The sequence below is a fragment of the Flavobacterium sp. GT3R68 genome (assembly GCF_007109225.1).
Taxonomy (GTDB): domain Bacteria; phylum Bacteroidota; class Bacteroidia; order Flavobacteriales; family Flavobacteriaceae; genus Flavobacterium.
The window spans coordinates 377,522-399,706 of record NZ_VJZK01000001.1; the positions used below are offsets into that span (position 1 = coordinate 377,522).

Below are 22,185 nucleotides of genomic sequence, written 5' to 3' on the forward strand. Positions count from 1 at the left end.
CCAAATTTAAGTAAAGATTTTTTATTATCCGTTTATTTTCAGTTTCATTCCCGGCTTGAGATTTTCATTGCTGATTCCGTTCCATTTTTTAATGTCTGAAATGGTCACTCCAGGGTATTTTTTGGCAATGCTAAAAAGAGAATCCCCTTTTCTAACTGAGTAAAGCGCCTGTTTGCTTTTGGAGGCTTCGGCTAATTTATCTTTTTTGCCTGAAGCTTTCGAGGCAATGATTTCTTTTTTGGAAACAATTAATTTGCTTCCCAATTGAATGTTTTGGTCTTCAAGATTGTTCCATTCTTTCAAATCAGTTACGGCAACATTGTATTTTTTTGCGATGTTCCCTAGGTTATCCCCTTTCACAACGATATATTCTTGTGTTTTGAATTCCGGTTCACCCTGTGCAACCGGGTTTCCGTTTTCAAGAGCTGCATTTGATACTTTCAATCGGCTTTCCATTTGGATATTGGCATCCGGAAGATTATTCCATTCTTTAATTTCAGCAACGGTAACGTTCTGTTTTTTAGCAATAGTACCAAGGTTATCCCCCTTTTGTACGATATAAAATTCCGATTTTTCTTCCTTCACATCTTTTACCTCAGTTGCAGCGATGCTTTCTGCTTTGGTTTCAACTGCAATTTTTGGGGCTTTTATTTCTTTTCTGACTTTGGAAACCACTCTTTCGCTGGTCATGATTTTCAGGCTTTTACCCAAAGCAACATTGTTATTTTTAAGTTTGTTCCATTTTTTGATATCGGCCACGGATACATCATGTTTTTCGGCGATTTCTCCCAGATTGTCTCCTTTTTTGACTTTATATGTTTTGGTCGTTTTCACGAAAGACACCACTTTCACGTCCTTGAAAGTGCTTTCGGTTTGGTTTTCTTTTGTTTCTGCAGAGGCCAGGTCCGAACGATTAGCAGTTTGTTCTGCAGTTTTGGTTTCAGAGGTATGAATTTTCAGATTTTTTCCCAGCGGAACTTTATTACTTTTCAGTTTGTTCCATTTTTTGATGTCCGACATTGCAACGCCATATTTACCGGCTATATCACTAAGGTTATCCCCTCGTTTTACTTTGTAATATTTTATTCCCGAAACAGTGGTGCTGTCCGGATTCGTGTTGATGGAATCACGGGAAGCAATGGCTCTTTCGTAGCCTCTTGTAAACGTTTTTTCTCTCAGGCTTTCTTCGTATTGAACATACGCGTAGATTTTATCCTCGTTAGAAGTATAGATTGCAATTTTATCATTTGGTAATCTCAGGAAGTTTTGCTGTCCGGCAATATAAGGGATTACATCTCTTTTATATGACGGATTCAGCAACTGCAATTGCGACACTGGAATGCACAATAATTCCGAAATTTGTTTGAATGAAATTTGTTGTTTAATCATGATCGTATCCGTTGCAAAATGCTTGATGATTGCGCGGTTCGGAACAATTCCATGTTCTTTATGGTATTCGTAAATGTACATGGTCGCCAAAAACGCCGGTACATATCCTTGAGTTTCTTTGGGAAGATTTTTTCTGATGTTCCAGTAATTCTGGTGTCCGCCGGAGCGTCTGATAGCTTTGGCTATATTTCCGGGACCGGAATTATACGATGCCAGAACCAAATCCCAATCGCCGAAAATCTTATACATGTTCGACATATACGTGGCGGCTGCATCACTCGCTTTCACAGGATCACTTCGTTCATCGACATACGTACTGATATCCAGATTGTATTGTTTCCCGGTTTGGAACATGAACTGCCAAAGTCCGGTTGCCCCTACTCTGGAAACCGCTTTAGGGTTCAACGCCGATTCCACAACCGCCAAATACTTGATTTCCAACGGAACGTTCTGACGTGCCATCGCTTCTTCAAATATTGGGAAATAATACTCCGAAATCGCCATTAAGCGTTCAAAGGATTTCTTTCTGTTTTTAAGGAAAGATTTAATCACATTCTCCAGTCCCTGGTTGTATTCAATATTAAACGGGGATTTGGCATCCATTAATGCAAGACGCTTTTTTAAAAGCTCCGTTGATAATTCGTAATCGACTTTTTGGTCAACATTGATGTTTTTTATATCAACAGAAAGGTCGTTGTACAAATCCAGATTAGTCAGTTCTTTCATCCAGAGACTATCGACACAAGAGGCAATATTGTCATGAACAAAAGTCGCTTTTATGGAATCCAAATAGGTGTTTTTGGTCTCCGTCTTTAAATTTCTGGTATTGTATTGCGCAAATGTGTTTAGGGATAAAGACAGAAGCAGTATCAGGGTAAAGTTGCGTAATTTCATAATTTAGTAGGTCAAAATGCTATAATTCAATCGTTTGGGGTTTTACAAACATAACGAGTTATAACTTATAAATTTTAAAAAAAATGTTAAAAATTGACTTATTCGGCAAAAGCAGCTATTCCGGGTAGCGATTTCCCTTCCAACATTTCAAGCATCGCACCGCCTCCTGTAGACACATAACTCATTTTTGGCTCGAGGCCAAATTGTTTCACCGCCGCTACCGAATCACCACCGCCTACCAGAGAAAAAGCTCCATTGGCCGTCGATTCCGCGATGAAATTTCCCAGACTGATGGTCCCGTTTGCAAATTTTGGCATTTCAAAAACACCAAGCGGTCCATTCCATAAAATGGTTTTGGATTCCATGATTACTTTCCGGATTGCTTCCAATGATTTTGGACCTGCGTCCAAACCTTGCCATCCGTCAGGAATCTTGTCGACGTCGACAATCTGGGTTTTTGCATCATTTGAGAATGAATCCGCAATGACCATATCCACCGGAAGATGAATCTGGACGCCCTTTTGTTTGGCCAGTTTGAGGATTTCGAGTGCCAGTTCCATTTTGTCGTCTTCACAGATGGAATTTCCGATTTTACCACCCAACGCTTTGACGAAGGTAAAAGTCATTCCGCCTCCAATAATCATGTGGTCGATTTTGTCCAGAATGTTTTCTATAACCGTAATCTTGGATGATACTTTCGAACCTCCAAGAACCGCCGTCACAGGTTTTTCGCTGTTTTTCAATACTTTGTTCAGACTTTCGATTTCTTTGGCCAACAGGATTCCGAAACATTTGTTTTCCGGGAAAAACCGGGCAATTATCGTTGTGGAGGCGTGCGCACGATGTGCCGTTCCAAAAGCGTCATTGACATAAATATCACCTAGAGAAGCCAATTCTTTAGCAAAGGCAACATCACCCGATTCTTCTTCTTTATAAAATCGCAGGTTTTCCAATAATAGAACTTCTCCGGGCTGCAGGTTTTTAGCAGCATTTTGGACTTCATCTCCTCTGCAGTCGGAAGCGAACTGCACTTCTGTCCCAAGGATTTCCGAAGCAGTTTTAACAATATGTTTCAATGAAAACCGGTCTTCCTTTCCTTTTGGACGCCCCAGATGGGACATTAGGATTACGCTGCCGCCATCGGCAATAATTTTATCGATGGTTGGCTTTGCAGCTTCAATTCGTGTGGCATCGGTCACGTTAAAATGCTCGTCAAACGGAACATTGAAATCTACTCTGATTAATGCTTTTTTATTTTTGAAATTGAAGTCTTGAAGCGTTTTCATGGGCTAATGAGTTTGTTGATTGTTCATTTTATTAGCTACAAATATAGGATTTTTTATTTTTTTCATAAATTTTTAAAGAATTGTGCCTGCCGGTTTCTTCAAACGGAAGAATTTATTACGATTTGATAAACTTGCTTAACTGGGCATCAAACCATTCTTTGTCATCGTACATAATAAAGTGTAGTCCTTTGTCAGCATATTGGAATTGAGCCGATTTTAAGTTTTTGTACTGGCCTTCAACCATGGGTTTCATGTTCACAAAATAAGATTCCAAAAGCACTAATGCCGGGCATTTTATAGCGGCAATTTTCTCCCGCAAATCAGTATTCGAAAAATCGGAATACATCATGGCAAGCGTTTTTCTGTCGGATTTCACAGACCAGCTCACTACTTCATCTATTTTTGAGGAGTTCGCCAGAAGCTGTGGCATCCTGTTTTTTTGCATTTGATAAAACTGCTCATCACTCATGGCCTTGAATTGTACCACAGCAGCGCTGCTATTAATACTATCATTTGTCTTGAAAGAAGGGTTTTGAATGGCTGCCAGACACGGTAAAGCGTCAACTATAATAACTTTTGAAAGCATATCCGGATAATCGGCAGCGATGGCCATAGCTAATCCCCCGCCCATACTGTGGCCAATAAGAATCGGTTTGTTGATTTTGTTTTGTTGGATATACTCGGCAATACTTTTTTCCCAATTTTTAAATGTTGGATTTTCCTCCGCGGGAATTCCTGCAAAACCAGGCATCGTCAATGTATAACTGGTAAAGTCATTTTCGAATGGCACTTTGGTTTCCTTCCACACATCGGCAGAACAGGTAAATCCCGGAATAAAAATAATGGCTTTGGCACCCTTTCCTGAAATTTTGACATCAAAAAGAAATGACTTTTTTTGTGCAGAAACAGCTACTGTCACTAACGCCAACGCCAACAGAAACGAGAATTGAATAAACTTTTTCATAATATTGTTTTTTTTAGGTTCATTCTTTGGAGATAAAAAATTTCTAAATGTTACAAGGCTAAAAAAAAAACGGCATGTTAGGTGACGATTATTTTTTTGGGAATTGACAGCAAAATTTGTTTTGAAAGTGGAACAAACACTAAACTCTGAAAGTTTCTGTTATCTTTGCTTTATGTTATTTTCCGAAATCTTAGGACAGGATTACATCAAAAGCCATCTGGCCAAAAGCGCGACTTCGGGCCGGATTCCGCACGCGCAATTATTTGTCGGTCCGGAAGGAAGCGGTACTCTGGCCATGGCTGTTGCGTATGCGCAGTATATTTTGTGTAACAATACCAATGGTGAAAATGACGGCGCAAACGAAGCATGCAACATGAAGTTTCATTCTTTTTCGCATCCCGATCTGCATTTTATATACCCGACGGTCAGCACCGAAGAGGTGAAAACCAAACCCAAAAGTCTTGATTTCATTGCGGACTGGCGTCAATTCCTGACGGAAAACCCGTATGGTGGCCTTTTTGATTGGTATCAGATGCTGGGTGTCCAGAACAAACAAGGGGAAATCCGGGTGGAAGATGCCAAAGAAATCCTGAAATCTCTGGCGTTGAAATCCTATGAAGGCGGATACAAAGTGATGATTATCTGGATGGCCGACAAAATAAACACGGAGGCTTCGAATAAACTACTGAAACTGCTGGAAGAGCCTTCCGACAAAACATTGTTTATCCTGATTTCGGAAAATGAGGAGGACATCATACAAACCATCCGCTCGCGCTGTCAGGTTTTGCATTTTAATGCGTTACCCGAAAAAGTAATTACGGACGCCTTGGTTTCACGTGAAAATATCGATCCGAAAGAAGCCGTAAAATTAGCGCATCAGGCTCAGGGAAATTATAACAAAGCCCTGCATTTGGCTCACCAGGACAGCGAGGAACTGCCTTTTGAGGAATGGTTTGTGCATTGGGTCAGAACTGCCTTTCGCGCTAAGGGAAATGCCGCCGCCATTTTGGACCTGATTCAGTGGAGCGAACAGATTGCCGCACTGGGACGGGAAACGCAAAAGAAATTTCTGCATTTTTGCATCGAAATGTTTCGCCAGTCGCTGCTGTTAAATTATCAGGCCTCAGACTTGGTGTACATGGAACCCAAAGTGGAGAAATTCAAATTGGAGAATTTGGCGCCATTTGTAAATGGTAATAATATAAACGATATTTTTAAAGAGCTATCGGATGCGGTCTATCACATTGAGCGCAACGGAAATGCCAAAATAGTTTTGACTGATTTATCGATAAAATTGACACGTTTAATACATAAAAAGTAGAAATCATGAATAATGTTGCCTCAATCTTAGTTTTAGTTTTTTTAGCGGTTTCTTTCTTACAGTCTGGTCAAGATAAATTATTTCACTGGCAGGACAATGTGGACTGGCTTAAAGAACATTTCGCTAAAACAATCTTAAAAAATGTCGTACCTTTAGCTTTATTGAACATTTTGGTTCTGGAGTTAATTGCCGGAATTCTATGCGCTGTGGGCTGTATAGAACTTATGGTAAATGGGGGTCGGACTTTCGGTTTTTATGGTGCGATTTTTTCCTGTGTCGCATTAATTATGTTACTTTTTGGACAACGGTTAGCTAAAGATTATGATGGAGCCAGAACTATAGTAATTTATTTTATACCTGCGGTAATTGTCGTATATTGGCTGAACTAGAATTAGTGTTCAGGGGTTAATATGCCAAACTAATTCAGCACTCCGCAAAATGCGACTTGTTTTTTTCGCCAAAGCGGCGGCAAATAAACAGAACCGTGCAAAATTAGAAATTAACGCTTATGTCTATTCGGAAAAAATCGACAAATGAGTTAAGTAATCCTTCTGCTATTAGTGATGTGGAACGCGCACAGAATGAAGAGTATATGGGGCATATGGCTTCTATTGTGGAATTTTCTGAGGATGCCATATACAGTCAATCTCTTGATGGAATTATAAAAAGCTGGAACAAGGGAGCCGAAAAAATGTTTGGCTACACTACAAAACAGGCTGTCGGCAAACCTATTTCTTTGCTGATTCCCAAAGGCTATCTTAAAGAAGAAAGAAAAATATTCCTTAGAATTAGTAATAACGAAACCATTAATTCATACGAAACGGTCCGAAAGAAAAAAAAGGGAGAACATTTTTTTATCTCGCTTACGGTCTCGCCTATAAAGGACCACTTGGGAACCATTATTGGGGTTTCCAAAATTGCCCGTGATATTTCAGCGAGTAAAAAAGCAGAGGCCGAGCTTATGGAGTCCAATAATGAGCTTGCAATACAAAATAAAGAAAAGGAAAAAAGGGAATCCGAGTTGATTATTGCCAACAAAGAACTGGCTTATCAAATTGAAGAAAAGAAAAAAAGAGCCGACGAGTTAGCAGTTGCCAATAAAGAGCTGGCCTTCCAAAATAAAGAGAAAGAAAAACGAGCTGACGAATTAATTATAGCCAATATAGAGCTAGCCTACCAAATTGAAGAAAAGAAAAAAAAGGCAGCAGAATTGGTTATTCTTAACAAAAAACTTGCCTTAAAAAACAAAGAAAAAGAAAAAAAAGAATCCGAATTGATCATTGTCAATACAGAACTGGCCTATCAAATTGCAGAGAAAGAAAAAGCGGCTGCAGAACTTGGGGTTGTCAACCGAAAATTAGCGTTACAAAATAAGGAAACCGAAAAAAGAGAGTCTGAGTTAATTATTGCCAATAAAGAACTGGCCTTTCAGATAGAAGAAAAGAAGAAAAAAGGCGCGGATCTTGTTATTGCTCACAGGAAACTGGCATCCCAAAATAAAGAGACCGAAAAAAGAGAATCTGAGTTAATTATTGCCAATAAAGAACTGGCACATCAAATACTAGAAAAAGAAAAACTGTCGGCCGAGTTGACCATCATTAACCGAGAGCTTGCCGATTATAAATATGCAATGGATGAATCGTCCATTATAGCTATTACAGATCCAAAAGGAATTATTAAACATGTAAACGATAACTTCTTTAAAATTTCCAAATACAGCCGGGAAGAGCTAATAGGTCAGGATCTTCGGATTATCAATTCGGGATATCATCCTAAAGATTACATCCGAAACCTATGGAAAACGATGGCAAATGGAGAAATTTGGAAAGGCGAATTCCGAAATAAGGCTAAAGATAAAACCTTTTATTGGGAAGATATTACTGTTATTCCTTTTTTAGACGGACAAGGAAAACCGTATCAATATGCAGCGATCCGATTCGATATTACGGAACGTAAAGAGGCCGAACGAAAACTAAAAGAGCATTTGCAGGTGTTAGAGTATCAAAACACCCAACTCAATGATTTTTGTTATATTATTTCGCATAATTTAAGAGGCCCATTGGTTAATATTTCCATGCTGGTAGATTACATCGAGGATAGTGAGGATGAAGGGGAACAAAGAGAAATGGTAAAAAAAATGCGGCCCGTTGTCAATAAAATTAATGAAACTTTTGACGAGTTAGTAGAATCGCTTCAGGTAAAACATAACCTCAAGATAAAATATGATAAACTTGACCTGAAACTATACTTTGAAAAAACGCTGACTTTATTGGAGCGCGAAATTACTTCAAGCCACGCGGAAATTCACATTAACATCAGCGAAACCCCTGTTGTTAATTTTCCGAAGAAATATATGAAGAGCATCTTATTTAATTTAATCAGTAATTCACTAAAATTTAAATCGCCTGATCAAAAACCCATTATTAAAATAAATTCCAAAAGGATCAAGGACCGCATAGTGTTATCAATAACCGATAATGGTTTGGGAATCGACTTAAAAATGCATAAAAAAGACGTTTTTAAAATCAGAAAAGTATTTCATGAACATCCCGACGCCAGAGGATTCGGATTGTTCATGATAAAAACACAAATTGAAGCCATGGGAGGAAAAATATGGGTAGAGAGCACTCCAGATAAGGGTTCTACATTTTTTGTTGAATTTATAAACCAGCCTTTATGAAACTTTTAAAAACTATTCTTATTGTTGATGACGATGAAATATTTGTTTACTTAACCCGAAAGGCTATAGAACAGGCTATGATTGTCGAAGAAATTAAAGTTTTCGGCAATGGTAGGGATGCTATAAATTTTTTAAAGGAAAATGCCGGTAATCCGCACTTATTGCCTGAAATTATCCTACTTGATTTATCCATGCCTATCATGGACGGCTGGCAGTTTTTAGAAGAATTCCATCTCATTAAACCTAGAGTCGAAAAGAAAATTATCATTTATATTGTGACATCCTCAATTTCCCCCGAAGACATCACAAGGGCCAAGAGTTTTAATGAAGTTTCAGATTATATTATTAAACCAATTACTAAGCAAAAACTTATAGAAGTTGTAAAAAACATATATCCTGGTCATTAATATTTAGGAGCCATGAGAGAGAAAATTCCTTTTACCAGTTGGTCATTAGCTACTGCAGGAATATTATTTGCTGGTTTATTGTCATGGTTGGTTTTCTCAGATTTTATTTTCCCCATTATTCCCGACAATTTCGTTTACCGCGCTAACATTCTCAGCTACGACAATATTTACAATGAAGAAAAAAAGGAGTTCAGCGGCGATATTCTTTCTAAAACACGGTATGGGTATCGTGTGGACAAAAAAGAAAACAATGTTCTCATTATCCGCAATTTTTTTCATGTTAATAAGCCTAGCGGTAATTCGATTTTTGCGGTAGAACGGTTTTATGGGATTGACCCCGTTACCGGGAAGCATGTTACCGGCTATGGATCCAAAAACCGGAAAGGCTATCTTTTTGCGCCCCAAAATCCAAGCAAGGAATTCATTTATTGGCATGTTAATTATGATGCTCCGGCATGTATGAAATTTAAGGGGGAAGAAACTATAGACGGACTATTAGTTTATCGTTACGAGAGCAATTTTAAGGCCGACCAAACCGAAAATTTAGAGTACCTGCCAGCAGTTCCGGAAGAAAGAGGGATTGAATTGGATGTCAACCTTAAAATCTGGGTAGAACCCATAACAGGTTATCTTATTAAATACGAAGACAGTTCAACAGGTTGGTATTATGATATAAAATCAAAAAAGAGAATCCATCCCTGGAACCGTTTCCACAACCAGTTTGAAGAAACCAGCATCAGCAATCAGGTGCAATTGGCGTTGCTTGCCAAAGAATTTAAAATGTGGCAGAACAGATATTTTCCTCTCAGCATTCTGTTTCTAATATTAATCCTGCTGTCCATAGGATTTCGTTCCCGTAAAAAAAGTGTCTGGAGATCTTACTTTGCCACCGGAATGATTTTATTTACCGGAATTTCTTCCGCTGTCTTTTTATACCACTTCCTTAAAAGAAATAATGAAATACGCATGGAAAACGTGTTTAACCGGGACTGTGAAAGCATCCGCATTAGTGTACAACGGGAAGTAGAACAATGTGTAGAAGTACTCAATTCCATAAAAGCAAATTATCTTAGTCATAAAGAAATGAATCGGGACCATTTCCGCATTGCCGTACAGCAATCGCTTAAAAACACTAAAAACATCAAGGCAATAGCCTGGATACCGTATGTTCCATATACAAAACGTTCCGTTGCCGAAGCGGCAGCGAAGAAAGTGGATCCGAAATTTAAATTTACCGAACTGAAAAATGGAAATGTGGTGCCTGCGGATAAAAGAGTGGTCTATTTTCCTATCTACTATATTGAACCTTTTGATTTTAACAAAATAGCTTTGGGCTTTGATTTTGCCAGTAACCCGGAGCGTCATGCCGCATTGGAGAAAGCAGCATCTACAGGAGAGGTCACTATTTCAGAATCTATTGTAATGGTGCAGCAACTGAAAGAACCGCACAATAAATCCTTTCTGATAATTATTCCGCTCTATGAGGACGAACTGGGTCTCAGCAAAAAACACATTATTCACTCCTATGTGTCGGCAGGAATTAATGTATATGATCTTATGCAGGAAGCTATTTCACGCGTCAGCATCAGCAATAATGTGGCCGTAACGGTGATAGACATGGACACCAGAGAAGGAAAAATACTGTATTCCAATGCATCCAAAAATACTGAATATGAATTTGAAAAAAAGAGCACCTTACAGGTGGCTAATGGTATTTGGAAATTGAAATTTCAATCCACACAATCTTTAAATCGTCTAGAATCCTCATGGTTCAACATTGTCCTCCCAATAGTGGTGGCGCTTTTGGCTTTTATTCTGGCGGTATATGTTTTCAGCATGCTCACGGATGAAAGCAAAAATCTCCGAAGATTTAATGCTCAACTGGTGAATGAAATATCCGAACGAAAAAAAGCAGAAAAAAAACTGAGTGACCATTTACATTTATTAGAATCCCAGAATACACAGCTTTCTGATTTTTGTTATATCATTTCCCACAATTTAAGAGGACCATTAGTGAGTATTTCAACACTGGTAGATTTTATTGAAGAGAGTGATGATGAAGGAGAAAAAAAGGAGATGTTTGATAAAATCAGGCCGGTCGTCAATACTATAAATGAAACTTTTAACGAATTGGTAGAATCTCTTCAGGTTAAATTCGATCTGGACATTCAGTCCGATAAAATAAATGTAGAAGAATGTATTGCAAAAACAGCTGCCATATTAGAATATGAGATTAAGAGTAATAATGTTCAAATTCTGGCAGATATCAGCGAGGTTCCATTCATTGTTTTTCCTGAAAAATATTTGGAAAGTATACTGTTTAATCTGGTCAGTAATTCTATAAAATATAGATCCCACGACAGAAATCCGATTATTAAAATCAAAACCGAAAAATTGAATGACGCTATTATCCTGTCGGTAAATGATAATGGACTCGGATTGGATGTGAAGATGCATCATCGCAATCTTTTTAAAATTAGAAAAACCTTTCATGAACATCCCGAAGCAAAAGGATTCGGGTTGTTCATGACCAAAACTCAAGTTGAAGCAATGGGGGGTAAAATTTGGGTTGAAAGCATCCCTGATGTAGGCTCCACTTTTTTTGTTGAATTTAGAAACCAAAACTTATGAACCGTATAAAACTGCTTACCATTATCGATGATGACGAAGTTTTTGTGTTTTTAACTACAAAAGCAATCGAGAAAACCAATATTGTCGATAAAGTAACTGTTTTCCATAATGGCAAGCAGGCTTTGACTTTTTTTGAACAAAATTTTAATAAGCCTGAATTATTGCCCGAAATAATCCTTCTCGATTTATTTATGCCTGTAATGGACGGATGGCAATTTCTGGAAGAATTTATTAAAATTCAGCCTCGGTTTGAAAAGAAAATTGTTGTTTATGTTATCACTTCCTCCATATCGCCAATCGATGCAAAAAAAGCAAAAACCATCACCCAAATCTCTGATTTCATTGTTAAACCCGTTACTAAAGAGAAATTGTTAGATAATATACTAAAATTGTAGGTCTTCATTTTCTAAATTCGCAGACGATACTTCGACTTTACTTTTAAACCTTCCGGCTCGCTTTGAACATTTTCAATTCATCCCAAGTAAACTGATTCCCATATTTCTCTTTCAGGCCATTCAGGCTCTCTTCGGTATAATCCTGAAAAGCTTTAGTTAAGGCTTCGATAGTTTCTTGCGGCATAATATCGTCAATGGCAATAGTCCCGGATTCGATTAGTTTGGCCAAATGACCACTGACTGTCTGGGATGTTAACTTTCTGATGGCCGCAATTTCCTTAATGGAATTCTTCTGTTGCCACAATTCATACGTTTCCTGGACAGTAGACTTTTTGGGTTCTTTGGTTTTGGAAGCCTTTTTCGTAGTGTATCGTTGCAAATCTGCTTCATCTTCAATCAGCGCAACATTTACCGATTTGAATTTTGCCTGAATACTTTCGACTTTATTGAGTTTATATGATTTGATGGCCGATGAATTCAGGTTTTCTTTTGAAATGGTTTTGCCTTCTGTAATTGTTTCGACCAACAACTTGGCCTTCATCAATTGCATCACCGATTTGATCTGCAGATCTTCCAAAACGGAAAGTTCCTCATAAAAGGCTTTGGCTTTCTTGGTACGTTTCATCTCCTCCAGTTTCCATAGAATTTCCGAAACCAATTCATCCATCAGCGGAATGAAATAAGTATTTGCCGCGGTAATCCGTTCCGAGATAAAATGGAAATCGATACTCTCTTTCGAAAACAGCAAATCCAATTGTGACATGAATTTTCGCGAAGGCTCCAATAGCTTTTCCATCGCTTCCGATTGTTTTTTAGCCCAGAGTGCGTGCTTCGATTTAACCGACTTCTCCTGATCCTGAGCATAACTGAATTGGTGATTGCGCCATTCCTGTACTATTTCACTCCAGTTGAAGCTGTTTTTTAAATAGTTATGGATGAATTTCTTCGTCTCCAACTGCAAGGAATTTTCAAGAAGCTCCTCGTCTGCCTTATTCAGAGCATAATCCATTACATCCTGATCATTCGAAATGCCATTCATCCGTAACGGAGAAAGCAAAATTAAGCCTTCTAACGAGCGTAAACGCGAAAGTGCCACATATGCTTGTCCCGGCAGAAAAACTTGCGAGACATCGAGCGCCGCTTTGTCGAAAGTAAGTCCTTGGCTTTTATGAACCGTAATGGCCCAGGCCAATTTGATCGGGTAGTGAACAAAAGTCCCCAAAACCTCTTCCTCAATTTCCTTGGTCATTTCATCCACCGTATAGCGGATATTCTGCCATTCGTATTTCTCTAGTTCAATGGTTTTGTTTTCTTCGGGGAAATGAACCAGGATTTCATAATCGGACAACGATTTGATGATTCCCATTTTTCCGTTGAAATAATTCTTTTCAAAAGACAAATCGTTTTTTACAAAAATAATCTGTGCTCCTACCTTTAGCTGAAGCTGTTCCTCGACCGGAAATATCTTTTCGGGAAACTCCCCCACAATTTCGGGTCTATAAACTACTGATTTTCCATCCAAATCTTCTAACGCTTCCGCATTGATAGCATCGGCTTTGGCATTGTGCGTGGTTAATGTGATGTAGCCCGGATTCGTTTTCAAGTCAAAATCAGGCTTGACAAAATCATTCAGTAATTGAATGTCTTCCTGTGAAATCCGGTTGTTCCGAAGATTATTTAAAACCGAAATAAAACGGTCATCAGTCTGACGGAAAATTTTCGACAACTCGATATACAACGGCGGGTTTTGTTGGATGACATGCGAATGAAAAAAGAATTTTCCTTTGTAATACTTCCGAAGTGTCTGCCATTCTTCATTCCGGATAACTGGTGGAAGTTGTAGTAAATCCCCTATAAACAACACCTGGATCCCGCCAAACGGTGCATTATTCTTGCGGACGCTCTGCAGCATAAAATCCATCGCATCCAATAAATCAGCGCGCAACATACTGACTTCATCAATAACCAAAAGCTCCATATTCCGGATAACCGCCTTTTTCAAACCGCTCATTTTGAAATGCCTGCGCAAAGTTGCCTTCGTTTCAAACTTCACCGATTCGTAAAATTGGGGGGAGCTACTATCAGGTATAAACCCAGCAAAAGGAAGTTGGAACATCGAATGAATTGTTACCCCGCCGGCATTCAGCGCCGCAATTCCTGTTGGCGCAACGACAACGGTGTTTTTATGGGTGGACTGGATAATTTCCCGCAATAGCGTCGTTTTTCCGGTTCCCGCTTTTCCGGTGAGGAAAACGGAACGATGCGTCTGATTGATGAATCGTAAAGTGTATGAAGCGGCTTCAGATAGGGTTTCCATTGGCGTATATTAAAAGTTGAAAATACTCAAAATTATTGTAATGGCATTCACAATCCGTGTTTTCATTTTAAAGACTTGTTTTTCAATTGGTAACAAAAAAAATGCCTCCACAAACGGAAGGCATTTTGAATCTATCTGCGGTGGATTATTTCTTTTTTTCTGTTTTTACAGATGTAGTGTCTTCTTTTTTAGCAGTCGATTTATATCTGTCGTTCAGCAATTGAGTAATTTCTTTAGTGATATCATATTTCTCCTTTGCATATAAAACCGACGGTGCATCACCGGTTCCGTAGATGTAGTCGTATCCTTTTTCCTTACCGTAATCCTTGATGAATTTTTTCACGTTAAGAACCAAAGTGTCCAGCTCTACGCCGCTTTCCTGCTGCAATTGCTGAGCCATTGCCTGTTGCGCATATTGAATCTGCTGTTCTCTTTTTTGCAATCTTGCGCCATTTTCCTGAGCCCACGCTTGTCCGTTGGCTTGCGCATTTTTCTGAAAATTAGCGGCGTCCTCTTTGAAACGAGCAATTTCAGCCTGTAATTCTCTCCCCATAGTTTCCGATTTGGCTTTGTATTTAGCCTGAACGTCTTTTGCTTCGGTATATTCATCCATTAATTTAGCACTGTCAACATAAGCTGTTTTAAACTCTTTAACTTCCGTTGTTTTGTTGCATGAAATAATAGAAAAGGCAAGTGCGATAATTACGAATGTTTTTTTCATTATGTATTTTTCTTTTGATTTTTTAAATTGGTTTGTAAAAGTATTAATTTTTGATGTAAAAAGTGAAAAAGTTATGAAGTTGCTTCAATTTAGCAACTATAGCATTTGACAATCATTATTTTTTGCGCCATATTTAAAAGCTATCGGAAGCAGCTTTTATATCTTCCAAATAAAAACATTTTTCTTTTTCGACAACAATTGACATCATTACTGACCTTTTATTGCTTTAAACGCGCTAAAAACGATTTTTAATTGTTTTTGATGATGTAAATGTGCGATGAAAACTCCAAATTGGACTTTGCTTTCAAATTTGATTTCAATCCTACCAAAAAAGCTTTGAGGAAATTCATTTTTCCGTTTTTGTATTTTTCAGATAATAAACTCACATAAAAAGCATCAAATTTCATCGGGAGCACTTTTACGAGTTTCATTCGTTCTTTTTCAAACAGCAATTTTATGGCCGTTTTCGAAAAATGCCAAAGGTGTCTCGGCACATCCAGCGCTGCCCAAAATTTCCCATAATGTTTGGCATCATACGAATTAAAATTAGGAACTGCTATAATAATTGTTCCGTTTGGTTTTAGGAGTCTTTTCAACTCTTTAATCTGCGCATCTAAATTTGGAACGTGTTCCAGAACATGCCACATCGTTATGACATCAAAAGAATTATTTTCCAAATTCTGACTTTTTTCAGAAAAAGAAACTCCTTTTTTGATTGCGATGTTTTTTGCTTTATCGCTTGGTTCTATTCCGGTAATGCTCCAGCCATTGTTTTTCGCGACGGTTAAAAAATCACCAGTTCCTGCTCCAATATCCAAAAGACTTCCTTTTTCAGTATGGAGGTCATTGATTAAGTCCAGTTTGTTTTTTAGCGCTATATCTTTGACAAAATGATAGGCTTTCTCAAACAAAGATCTTTTTCCATCGGTGTGCGAAATATAATCGTCGCTTTCATAATAGGCTGGCAAATTGTTTTCGTCAGGTTGCGGAGAAGTGATTAACATATCCAGAACTTCGTCATGATACAAGTCAAAGGTCTCTTTGGAAACCGAAAAATCTTTTACCGTTAAAAACAATTTGTGTTTAGAAATATCCATATAATTCTCAAAGTCATTTATGATAAAAACCCAACGGATTCTACAATCAGTTAGGTTTTAAAAATTTTTTATTTATAATTTCCAACAATAACAAGGCTTCGCGCCGTAGTTTCACGTGGAACAATTTAGCGCCCCATATAAATCAGCAGCACTGAAATGTCACTTGGCGAAACGCCACTAATTCGGGAGGCTTGGGATATGGTTACCGGACGAATCTTTTTGAACTTTTCTTTGGCTTCAAAAGACAGGGATTTTATTTTATCGTAATCAAACGCCTCCGGAATTTTGACATCTTCCAATCGGGTCAGCTTATCCGCATTGTTTCTCTCTTTTTCGATATAGCCGGAATATTTTACCTGGATTTCCGCCTGCTCCAGGATTTCCTGATCCACATCATTTTCAGAAATATATTCAGCCACTTTTTCGAATTTCATCATATCCTCCAAATCAATTTGTGGCCTGGAGAATACTTTAAACATCTTATCGCCCTGGTTAATCAGCGCGGTGTCTTTTGCAGCCAAAATAGGATTTGTTTCCGCGACCGTGACGCTGGTTTCTTTAAAGAAAGCCACCATTTTTTCGGATTCGTTTAACTTATGCTCCATTCTTCGTAACCGTTGTTCAGAAGCAAGACCAATCGCATGCGACATCGGGGTTAATCTGAAATCGGCATTATCCTGACGCAATAACGTTCGGTATTCGGCACGGGAAGTAAACATTCGGTAGGGCTCTTCAGTTCCTTTGGTAATCAAATCGTCAATTAAAACTCCGATGTAAGCCTCGTCTCTTTTCAAAATTAGCGGATCTTTTTCCTGCACTTTAAGCGCAGCATTGATACCCGCCATTAATCCCTGCGAAGCTGCTTCTTCATATCCCGTCGTACCGTTAATCTGTCCAGCAAAATACAAACCTTCAATTAATTTGGTTTCCAGCGTATGCTTCAGTTGTGTTGGCGGAAAGTAATCGTATTCGATTGCGTATCCCGGACGGAAAAATTTCACCTTTTCAAAACCTACAACAGAGCGCAATGCCTTGAACTGAATATCTTCCGGCAAGGAAGTAGAAAAACCATTCACATAAACTTCACACGTATTCCAGCCCTCGGGTTCTACGAATAACTGGTGTCTGTCTTTGTCGGCAAATCTGTTGATCTTATCTTCAATAGACGGACAATATCTTGGACCCAAACTTTGAATCCTTCCGTTGAACATCGGCGAACGATCGAAACCTTCCCGTAAAATATTGTGCACTTCCAAAGAAGTATAGGTCATATGACAGGAACGTTGATGTACTAATGGTTTTGTGATATCGGAATAAGAAAACTTATCCGGTTTAGCATCCCCTTTTTCCTCATTCATTTTGGAATAATCCAATGAACGGCCATCCACTCTTGGAGGTGTTCCGGTCTTCATTCTTCCGGATTGGAAACCGACTTTTTCTAAATCTTCAGTGATTCCGTAAGCGGCACTTTCGCCCGCTCTACCACCGCCAAATTGTTTTTCACCAATGTGAATCAGTCCGTTCAGGAAGGTTCCATTGGTAAGCACAACCGCTTTTGATCTTATCTCAACTCCCAGTGAAGTTTTTATTCCTTTTATTTTGCCATCCTCAATGATTAGTCCTTTAACCATTTCCTGATAGAAATCAAGATTTGGCGTGCCTTCCAACATCAATCGCCACTCCTCCGCGAATCGCATACGGTCACTTTGAACGCGTGGCGACCACATCGCAGGCCCTTTGGATTTGTTCAGCATCTTGAACTGGATAGCGGTCTTGTCCGAAACAATTCCGGAATAACCGCCCAGCGCATCAATCTCGCGGACGATTTGGCCTTTCGCAATTCCGCCCATAGCCGGATTACAGGACATCTGCGCAATGTTTTGCAAGCTCATCGTTACCAACAGGGTTTTGGATCCCATGTTCGCCGCTGCCGCTGCCGCTTCCGAGCCTGCGTGACCTGCACCCACTACAATTACATCGTATTCTTCTTGAAACACTTTTATTCTTTTTTATTTGTTCCACGTGGAACAAAATTTATATTTTCGTTTTGGCTGCCAATAAATGACAATCAAATCATTTGTCCTTTAGCCCCGATGGAAGGGAAAATCCTCCCGAATCTTTCTGAGGGAGACTTGGAATGACAGCGGCAATTGCAATATTAAAATTCACCTTCCATTCGCTCCAAAATAATTTCCCTATTGTTCCACGTGGAACAACGCGATTTTTTCTTCTTCCTTTTGACGCATCAAAGCCTCATCATCTTCTGCTTTGTCCTTGTATCCACAGTAATGCAAAATACCGTGAACCAGCACTCGCTTCAGTTCTTCTTCGAAAGAAACGTCAAAATCCTGCGCATTATCACGGACTCTTTCAACGGAGATGAAAATATCGCCATGTAATTCATTTCCTACGGCGTAATCAAAGCTGATGATGTCCGTCAGTGTGTCGTGATTCAGGTATTCCATGTTGATTTTGTGTAGATATTCGTCGTCACAAAAAACATAATTGATCTCGCCTTCTTTCTTGTTTTCGGAAACAATGACCTGAGACAGCCAGTCTGAAATAGCAGTTTCGTTATCCAACTCGAAGTCGGTTTCGTAATTAAAATTAATCATCTTTTCTAAAATACTTTTGAACCTTCTGGTTGTAATTTTGCCGCAAAGGTAGGCTTTGTCTGTTTAATATCTCAATACTGTTCAGATAATCTTGCAGGGCCGCCGGTAGCGCATTGGATTGGTTGTTAAATTCCTTTTTGTTGGTTTCGGACTGGCGGTTCTTTTCTTCGCCCTGTTGCTGTACGGCTTTGTCTAATTTGAGTAGTTCGTATTTAAGGTTCAGCATCTTTTGGAGCGTTTCGTTATTGAAGCCTTTGTTTAGTAATTGCTTTTCCAATTGCTTCATTTGCTCAACGGCGTTCTGTCCGCTTCCGCCCAGTCCTTCTTTTTCCAGCGCTTTTTGCAGGGCTTCCCGAAGCTGCTTTTGCTCCTGGTAAATCTTCATGATTTCACCGGCTGTTCCCTCGCCGTCTTCTCCATTTTCACCTTCATTCCCGTCGGATCCGCTTTTGCCGGTCTTACCGCTTTTGCCTTTTTCGCCCTTATCCCCTTCTTTTCCTTCCCCGGGCTTCTCCCCTTTCTTCATTCCGTCACTAATCTTCTGACCCAGGCCTTCCTGTTTTTTGATGATGTCGGGCAATTGCATTCCCTGACCCTGTCCTGGCTTAGGTTTCCCTCCTGAACCAGTACCCGACATCTGCATCTGCATCTGCATGCCATTGAGAACATCGCTTAAAAAGTCGGCCAATTTATTCGCCGAAGAAATGGTATACTGCTGGTGTGAAAGTCCTTTTGGTATTTGTGTTTCGGCCAGACTCTCTAAAGCCTTATCCAGATTATAATGAACGTTGCCAATTTCTTTGGTTATATCCTCGGCTATTTTCGGGTTACGCAATGACAACGCAAATAAACTATCGTCGACATGTTTAAACTGCTGTTTGAGATCCTGCTGGATTTTTAAATGTTTATTATACGATGGCGAGCCTCGTCTCAAGCCCTTGAATTCTCCCATCAAATCTTCTTGCGAAAACGAGAATGCCAATAAGTTATCCAGAATTTGACGAAGCATTTTAACGTCTTCTTCCAACTGTTCCATTTCACCACCAGCCATACTTTCTGACATTTTCGCAGCCATCTCCTTCATTTTTTTGGATGCACTTTTTTGTTTGGGTTTGGCTTTGGACTGATTTTGTTTCTGCAATTCGTCAGAGGCTTTCTTTAAATCCTCATCAATGCTTTTTTCTTTTTCTTCGTCTTTTGGAATATCCAGTGGCGATTTAAGCTCTTTGTTTTCTTTGTCAAGTTCCTTTAAATCTTCTTGGATTTTGTCAAATTCTTTATTAATTTCACTTTGTTTGTCAGTGTTATTTTCCTTTTCTTTATTAGATAAATCCTCTTGCTTTTCTGAAAGTTTATCCAATTTATCAGCGAGCTGTTCGGCTTTCTTCTCTACGTAATATTTCTTGGTCAGTTCCACCAATTGCTCCAGATTTTTAGTTTGGTTTTTACTGTTCTGTTTGAATTTTTCCAATTTCTCAAGCAGCTCCTCATTTTTGATTTTATCTGTGAGTTCTTTTAACTCGTCCAATAACTTTTGGTTTTTTTCCAAATCCTTATCCGCTTTTTCCAGACGCTTTTGAAGTTCCTCCTTGAATTCGTCTTTTTTATCGGTCTTGACTTTATCCAGATTCTCTTCCATTTTTTTGGAGAATTCCTTCATCATTTCGTCCTGTTGCTTTTGACGTTTGATAAAATCATTCATCTTCTGCTGATCTTTGAATTCTAAATTGTCTTTTTCTTTTCCGGTCTTCTGCAATTTTTCCATCTCTGAAATTTGCTTGTCCTGATTCTTCAACGATTTTTCAAGGCTGTTGATGTTGTCATTTTGCTGCTGCAATACCTGATCTTCCTTCTCCTGGTCGGTCGCTATTCTATTTGAAAAAACTGAAGACTTGGTGCTTTTGAAATGATGCAATGCATCGTTGTCGAATACCTCGAAATAATAGTCATAAGAAACTCCCTGTTCAACCGGCAGCGCGCTTGGGAATGCAAACACGAATTGATCGTACACATCTTTCCTGGATCTAATTGTTCCACGTTTGGCATTCTCGGGCTTGTTTTTAGGATAATAAACCACTTGGAGTTTGTAAAGTCCGTAATCGTCGGAAATAGTTCCTAAAACGTAGTTTTTGGCTACTTTCAAACTGTCCGGAGCCGTGCCGACATTAATTGAAGGAAACTGGTCTTTGATAATGGAAAGCTGATAGTTCAGCTTTTCGAAGTTTTTAACCTTCTCATTAGAAGTAAGTATTTGATATTCCGTGTTTTGACTGATGTTTTTAGACAATGTAAACACATTATCCTGTTTAGAGAATGGAATATTCGTCTTCAAATCGGTCCATTCCACTTTTTGGGTAGCTAGTGTATTCATTTCCCAGGTTACCCGCGTGCCTTCCGGAACAATCGCGTTTCCGGTTCCTCGAATCAACTCCGGTTTTTTGTTCAGATACGATGGGAAATGAAGCAGCATTTGGAAATTCGCTATCGACGGAACGGTAATCACGGCCAGTTCATATTCTGATGAAGAAACATCATTGGCTTCCACGTGAAACGATAGATTCGCAGTTGGTTTTTCGATTTTAAATTGAAATTCCCCCGCAGCGTTGCTTTCCATGAAATAACTTTCGTCACCAATGAAAATCATTGCATTTTCGGGAACTATTTTTCCCTGGGTTTTTATTTTAAGGATAAAATCCTTGTTCTGTTCCGTTTGCAGACTTGGATTTAAAACAACAAATTGAAAGGGAGCCGGCGGTAAAAATTGCTCCTTAAAATGGACTACACGATTCATACTTTGCGAAATAATCTTGCTGTTGCCCGAAATATAAAAGAAGGCAAAAAACAAGATGGGTATAATCGCCAAAGGCAGGTATTTTCTGTTTGAATCAAAATTAATCGCATTGCTGAAAGGAATGGGCTGCAATGCTTTTGCTTTTTGTTCGATGGATGCCAACAGCAATTCAGATTGGTTGCTATCCGAAGACAACTGAAGAAAATTGGTCAACTTGTCGCTGACTTCGGTAAAATGATTTCCAATAATGGCGGAAGCTTCTCCGTAATTGATTCCTTTCTGTAGTTTAAATAATTTGGAAACCGGAAAAAGGATGAAACGGCCTAGTAAGAAGAGTTCGACCATAATGAAGGTCCAAAACAAGATGGTTCTTCCCATTGGTTTCAACCAAAGAAAATATTCCACAAACAAGGTAAATAACAGATACAACAATCCCAGACCAATGAAAAAAATCAATCCTCTGAGGAGTTCATTGGTGTAAAACTTTTTTATAAAAGCTTCTAATTTGTGGTAAATCAATGTCTTATTTTCCAATTTATTGGTCTTTTCTTTATAACCGATAAAAGTACGATTTTATCTGAATATGTGAAATAGAAAAACAACGATTGTAACTCACTCAAAAACAGATTATAATGATTAAGAAAAGAGTCTGGTTTTCATCCAAACATCTAATTATT

15 protein-coding genes are annotated in these 22,185 nt (G+C 38.8%); 6 read left to right on the forward strand and 9 right to left on the reverse strand.

Annotation, left to right across the window (positions count from 1 at the left end):
• Positions 1–24: 24 nt before the first annotated feature.
• From FNW07_RS01655 to FNW07_RS01665, 3 genes are all read right to left on the reverse strand, one after another.
• Positions 25–2,283 carry a LysM peptidoglycan-binding domain-containing protein gene (locus FNW07_RS01655; RefSeq protein WP_126742289.1) on the reverse strand — a complete coding sequence of 753 codons (2,259 nt, stop codon included), beginning with the start codon at positions 2,281–2,283 and terminating at the stop codon, positions 25–27.
• A 98-nt stretch (positions 2,284–2,381) separates the two neighbouring features.
• Positions 2,382–3,569, reverse strand: coding sequence for a phosphoglycerate kinase (gene pgk / locus FNW07_RS01660; protein ID WP_126742290.1), 1,188 nt, complete (start codon positions 3,567–3,569; stop codon positions 2,382–2,384).
• Positions 3,570–3,684: 115 nt separating this feature from the next.
• The gene (locus FNW07_RS01665; protein ID WP_126742291.1) at positions 3,685–4,533 is read right to left on the reverse strand and encodes an alpha/beta fold hydrolase; all 849 of its coding nucleotides are present in this window, start codon (positions 4,531–4,533) and stop codon (positions 3,685–3,687) included.
• A gap of 172 nt (positions 4,534–4,705) precedes the next feature.
• On the opposite strand from FNW07_RS01665, the gene FNW07_RS01670 reads away from it, so the two are divergent.
• The 6 genes from FNW07_RS01670 (at position 4,706) to FNW07_RS01695 (ending at position 11,967) form a co-directional block, all read left to right on the forward strand.
• On the forward strand, positions 4,706–5,854 hold the full coding sequence (locus FNW07_RS01670) for a DNA polymerase III subunit delta' (RefSeq protein ID WP_126742292.1): 1,149 nt from the start codon (positions 4,706–4,708) through the stop codon (positions 5,852–5,854).
• 5 nt (positions 5,855–5,859) lie between these two features.
• A complete protein-coding gene (locus FNW07_RS01675; RefSeq protein ID WP_126742293.1) occupies positions 5,860–6,243 on the forward strand; it encodes a DoxX family membrane protein in 384 nt (127 codons plus the stop codon).
• A gap of 119 nt (positions 6,244–6,362) precedes the next feature.
• The gene (locus tag FNW07_RS01680) at positions 6,363–8,534 is read left to right on the forward strand and encodes a PAS domain S-box protein (protein ID WP_126742294.1); all 2,172 of its coding nucleotides are present in this window, start codon (positions 6,363–6,365) and stop codon (positions 8,532–8,534) included.
• Positions 8,531–8,941, forward strand: coding sequence for a response regulator (locus tag FNW07_RS01685; protein WP_126742295.1), 411 nt, complete (start codon positions 8,531–8,533; stop codon positions 8,939–8,941). The genes FNW07_RS01680 and FNW07_RS01685 overlap by 4 nt, the downstream gene beginning before the upstream one ends.
• A 12-nt stretch (positions 8,942–8,953) precedes the next feature.
• Entirely contained in the window at positions 8,954–11,572 is a 2,619-nt protein-coding gene (locus tag FNW07_RS01690) for a porin PorA family protein (protein ID WP_126742296.1), read from the forward strand.
• Positions 11,569–11,967 (forward strand): response regulator, encoded by a 399-nt coding sequence (locus tag FNW07_RS01695; RefSeq protein WP_126742297.1) that lies wholly within the window; start codon positions 11,569–11,571, stop codon positions 11,965–11,967. Before FNW07_RS01690 ends, FNW07_RS01695 begins: the two co-directional genes overlap by 4 nt.
• A gap of 43 nt (positions 11,968–12,010) precedes the next feature.
• Here FNW07_RS01695 and FNW07_RS01700 read toward each other — a convergent pair whose 3' ends face one another.
• The 6 genes from FNW07_RS01700 to FNW07_RS01725 all read right to left on the reverse strand — a co-directional run bounded on the left by FNW07_RS01700 (position 12,011) and on the right by FNW07_RS01725 (position 22,042).
• Positions 12,011–14,284 (reverse strand): helix-turn-helix domain-containing protein, encoded by a 2,274-nt coding sequence (locus tag FNW07_RS01700; RefSeq protein ID WP_126742298.1) that lies wholly within the window; start codon positions 14,282–14,284, stop codon positions 12,011–12,013.
• Positions 14,285–14,429: 145 nt separating this feature from the next.
• The gene (locus FNW07_RS01705; RefSeq protein WP_126742299.1) at positions 14,430–15,005 is read right to left on the reverse strand and encodes an OmpH family outer membrane protein; all 576 of its coding nucleotides are present in this window, start codon (positions 15,003–15,005) and stop codon (positions 14,430–14,432) included.
• Between the two features lie 248 nt (positions 15,006–15,253).
• Entirely contained in the window at positions 15,254–16,102 is an 849-nt protein-coding gene (locus FNW07_RS01710) for a class I SAM-dependent methyltransferase (protein ID WP_126742300.1), read from the reverse strand.
• A 125-nt stretch (positions 16,103–16,227) separates the two neighbouring features.
• On the reverse strand, positions 16,228–18,099 hold the full coding sequence (gene mnmG / locus FNW07_RS01715; RefSeq protein ID WP_126742301.1) for a tRNA uridine-5-carboxymethylaminomethyl(34) synthesis enzyme MnmG: 1,872 nt from the start codon (positions 18,097–18,099) through the stop codon (positions 16,228–16,230).
• 198 nt (positions 18,100–18,297) lie between these two features.
• Complete coding sequence (ybeY, locus tag FNW07_RS01720; RefSeq protein WP_126742302.1) at positions 18,298–18,717, reverse strand: rRNA maturation RNase YbeY; 420 nt, start codon at positions 18,715–18,717, stop codon at positions 18,298–18,300.
• Positions 18,710–22,042 carry a DUF4175 family protein gene (locus tag FNW07_RS01725; protein WP_126742303.1) on the reverse strand — a complete coding sequence of 1,111 codons (3,333 nt, stop codon included), beginning with the start codon at positions 22,040–22,042 and terminating at the stop codon, positions 18,710–18,712. Before FNW07_RS01725 ends, ybeY begins: the two co-directional genes overlap by 8 nt.
• Positions 22,043–22,185: the final 143 nt, after the last annotated feature.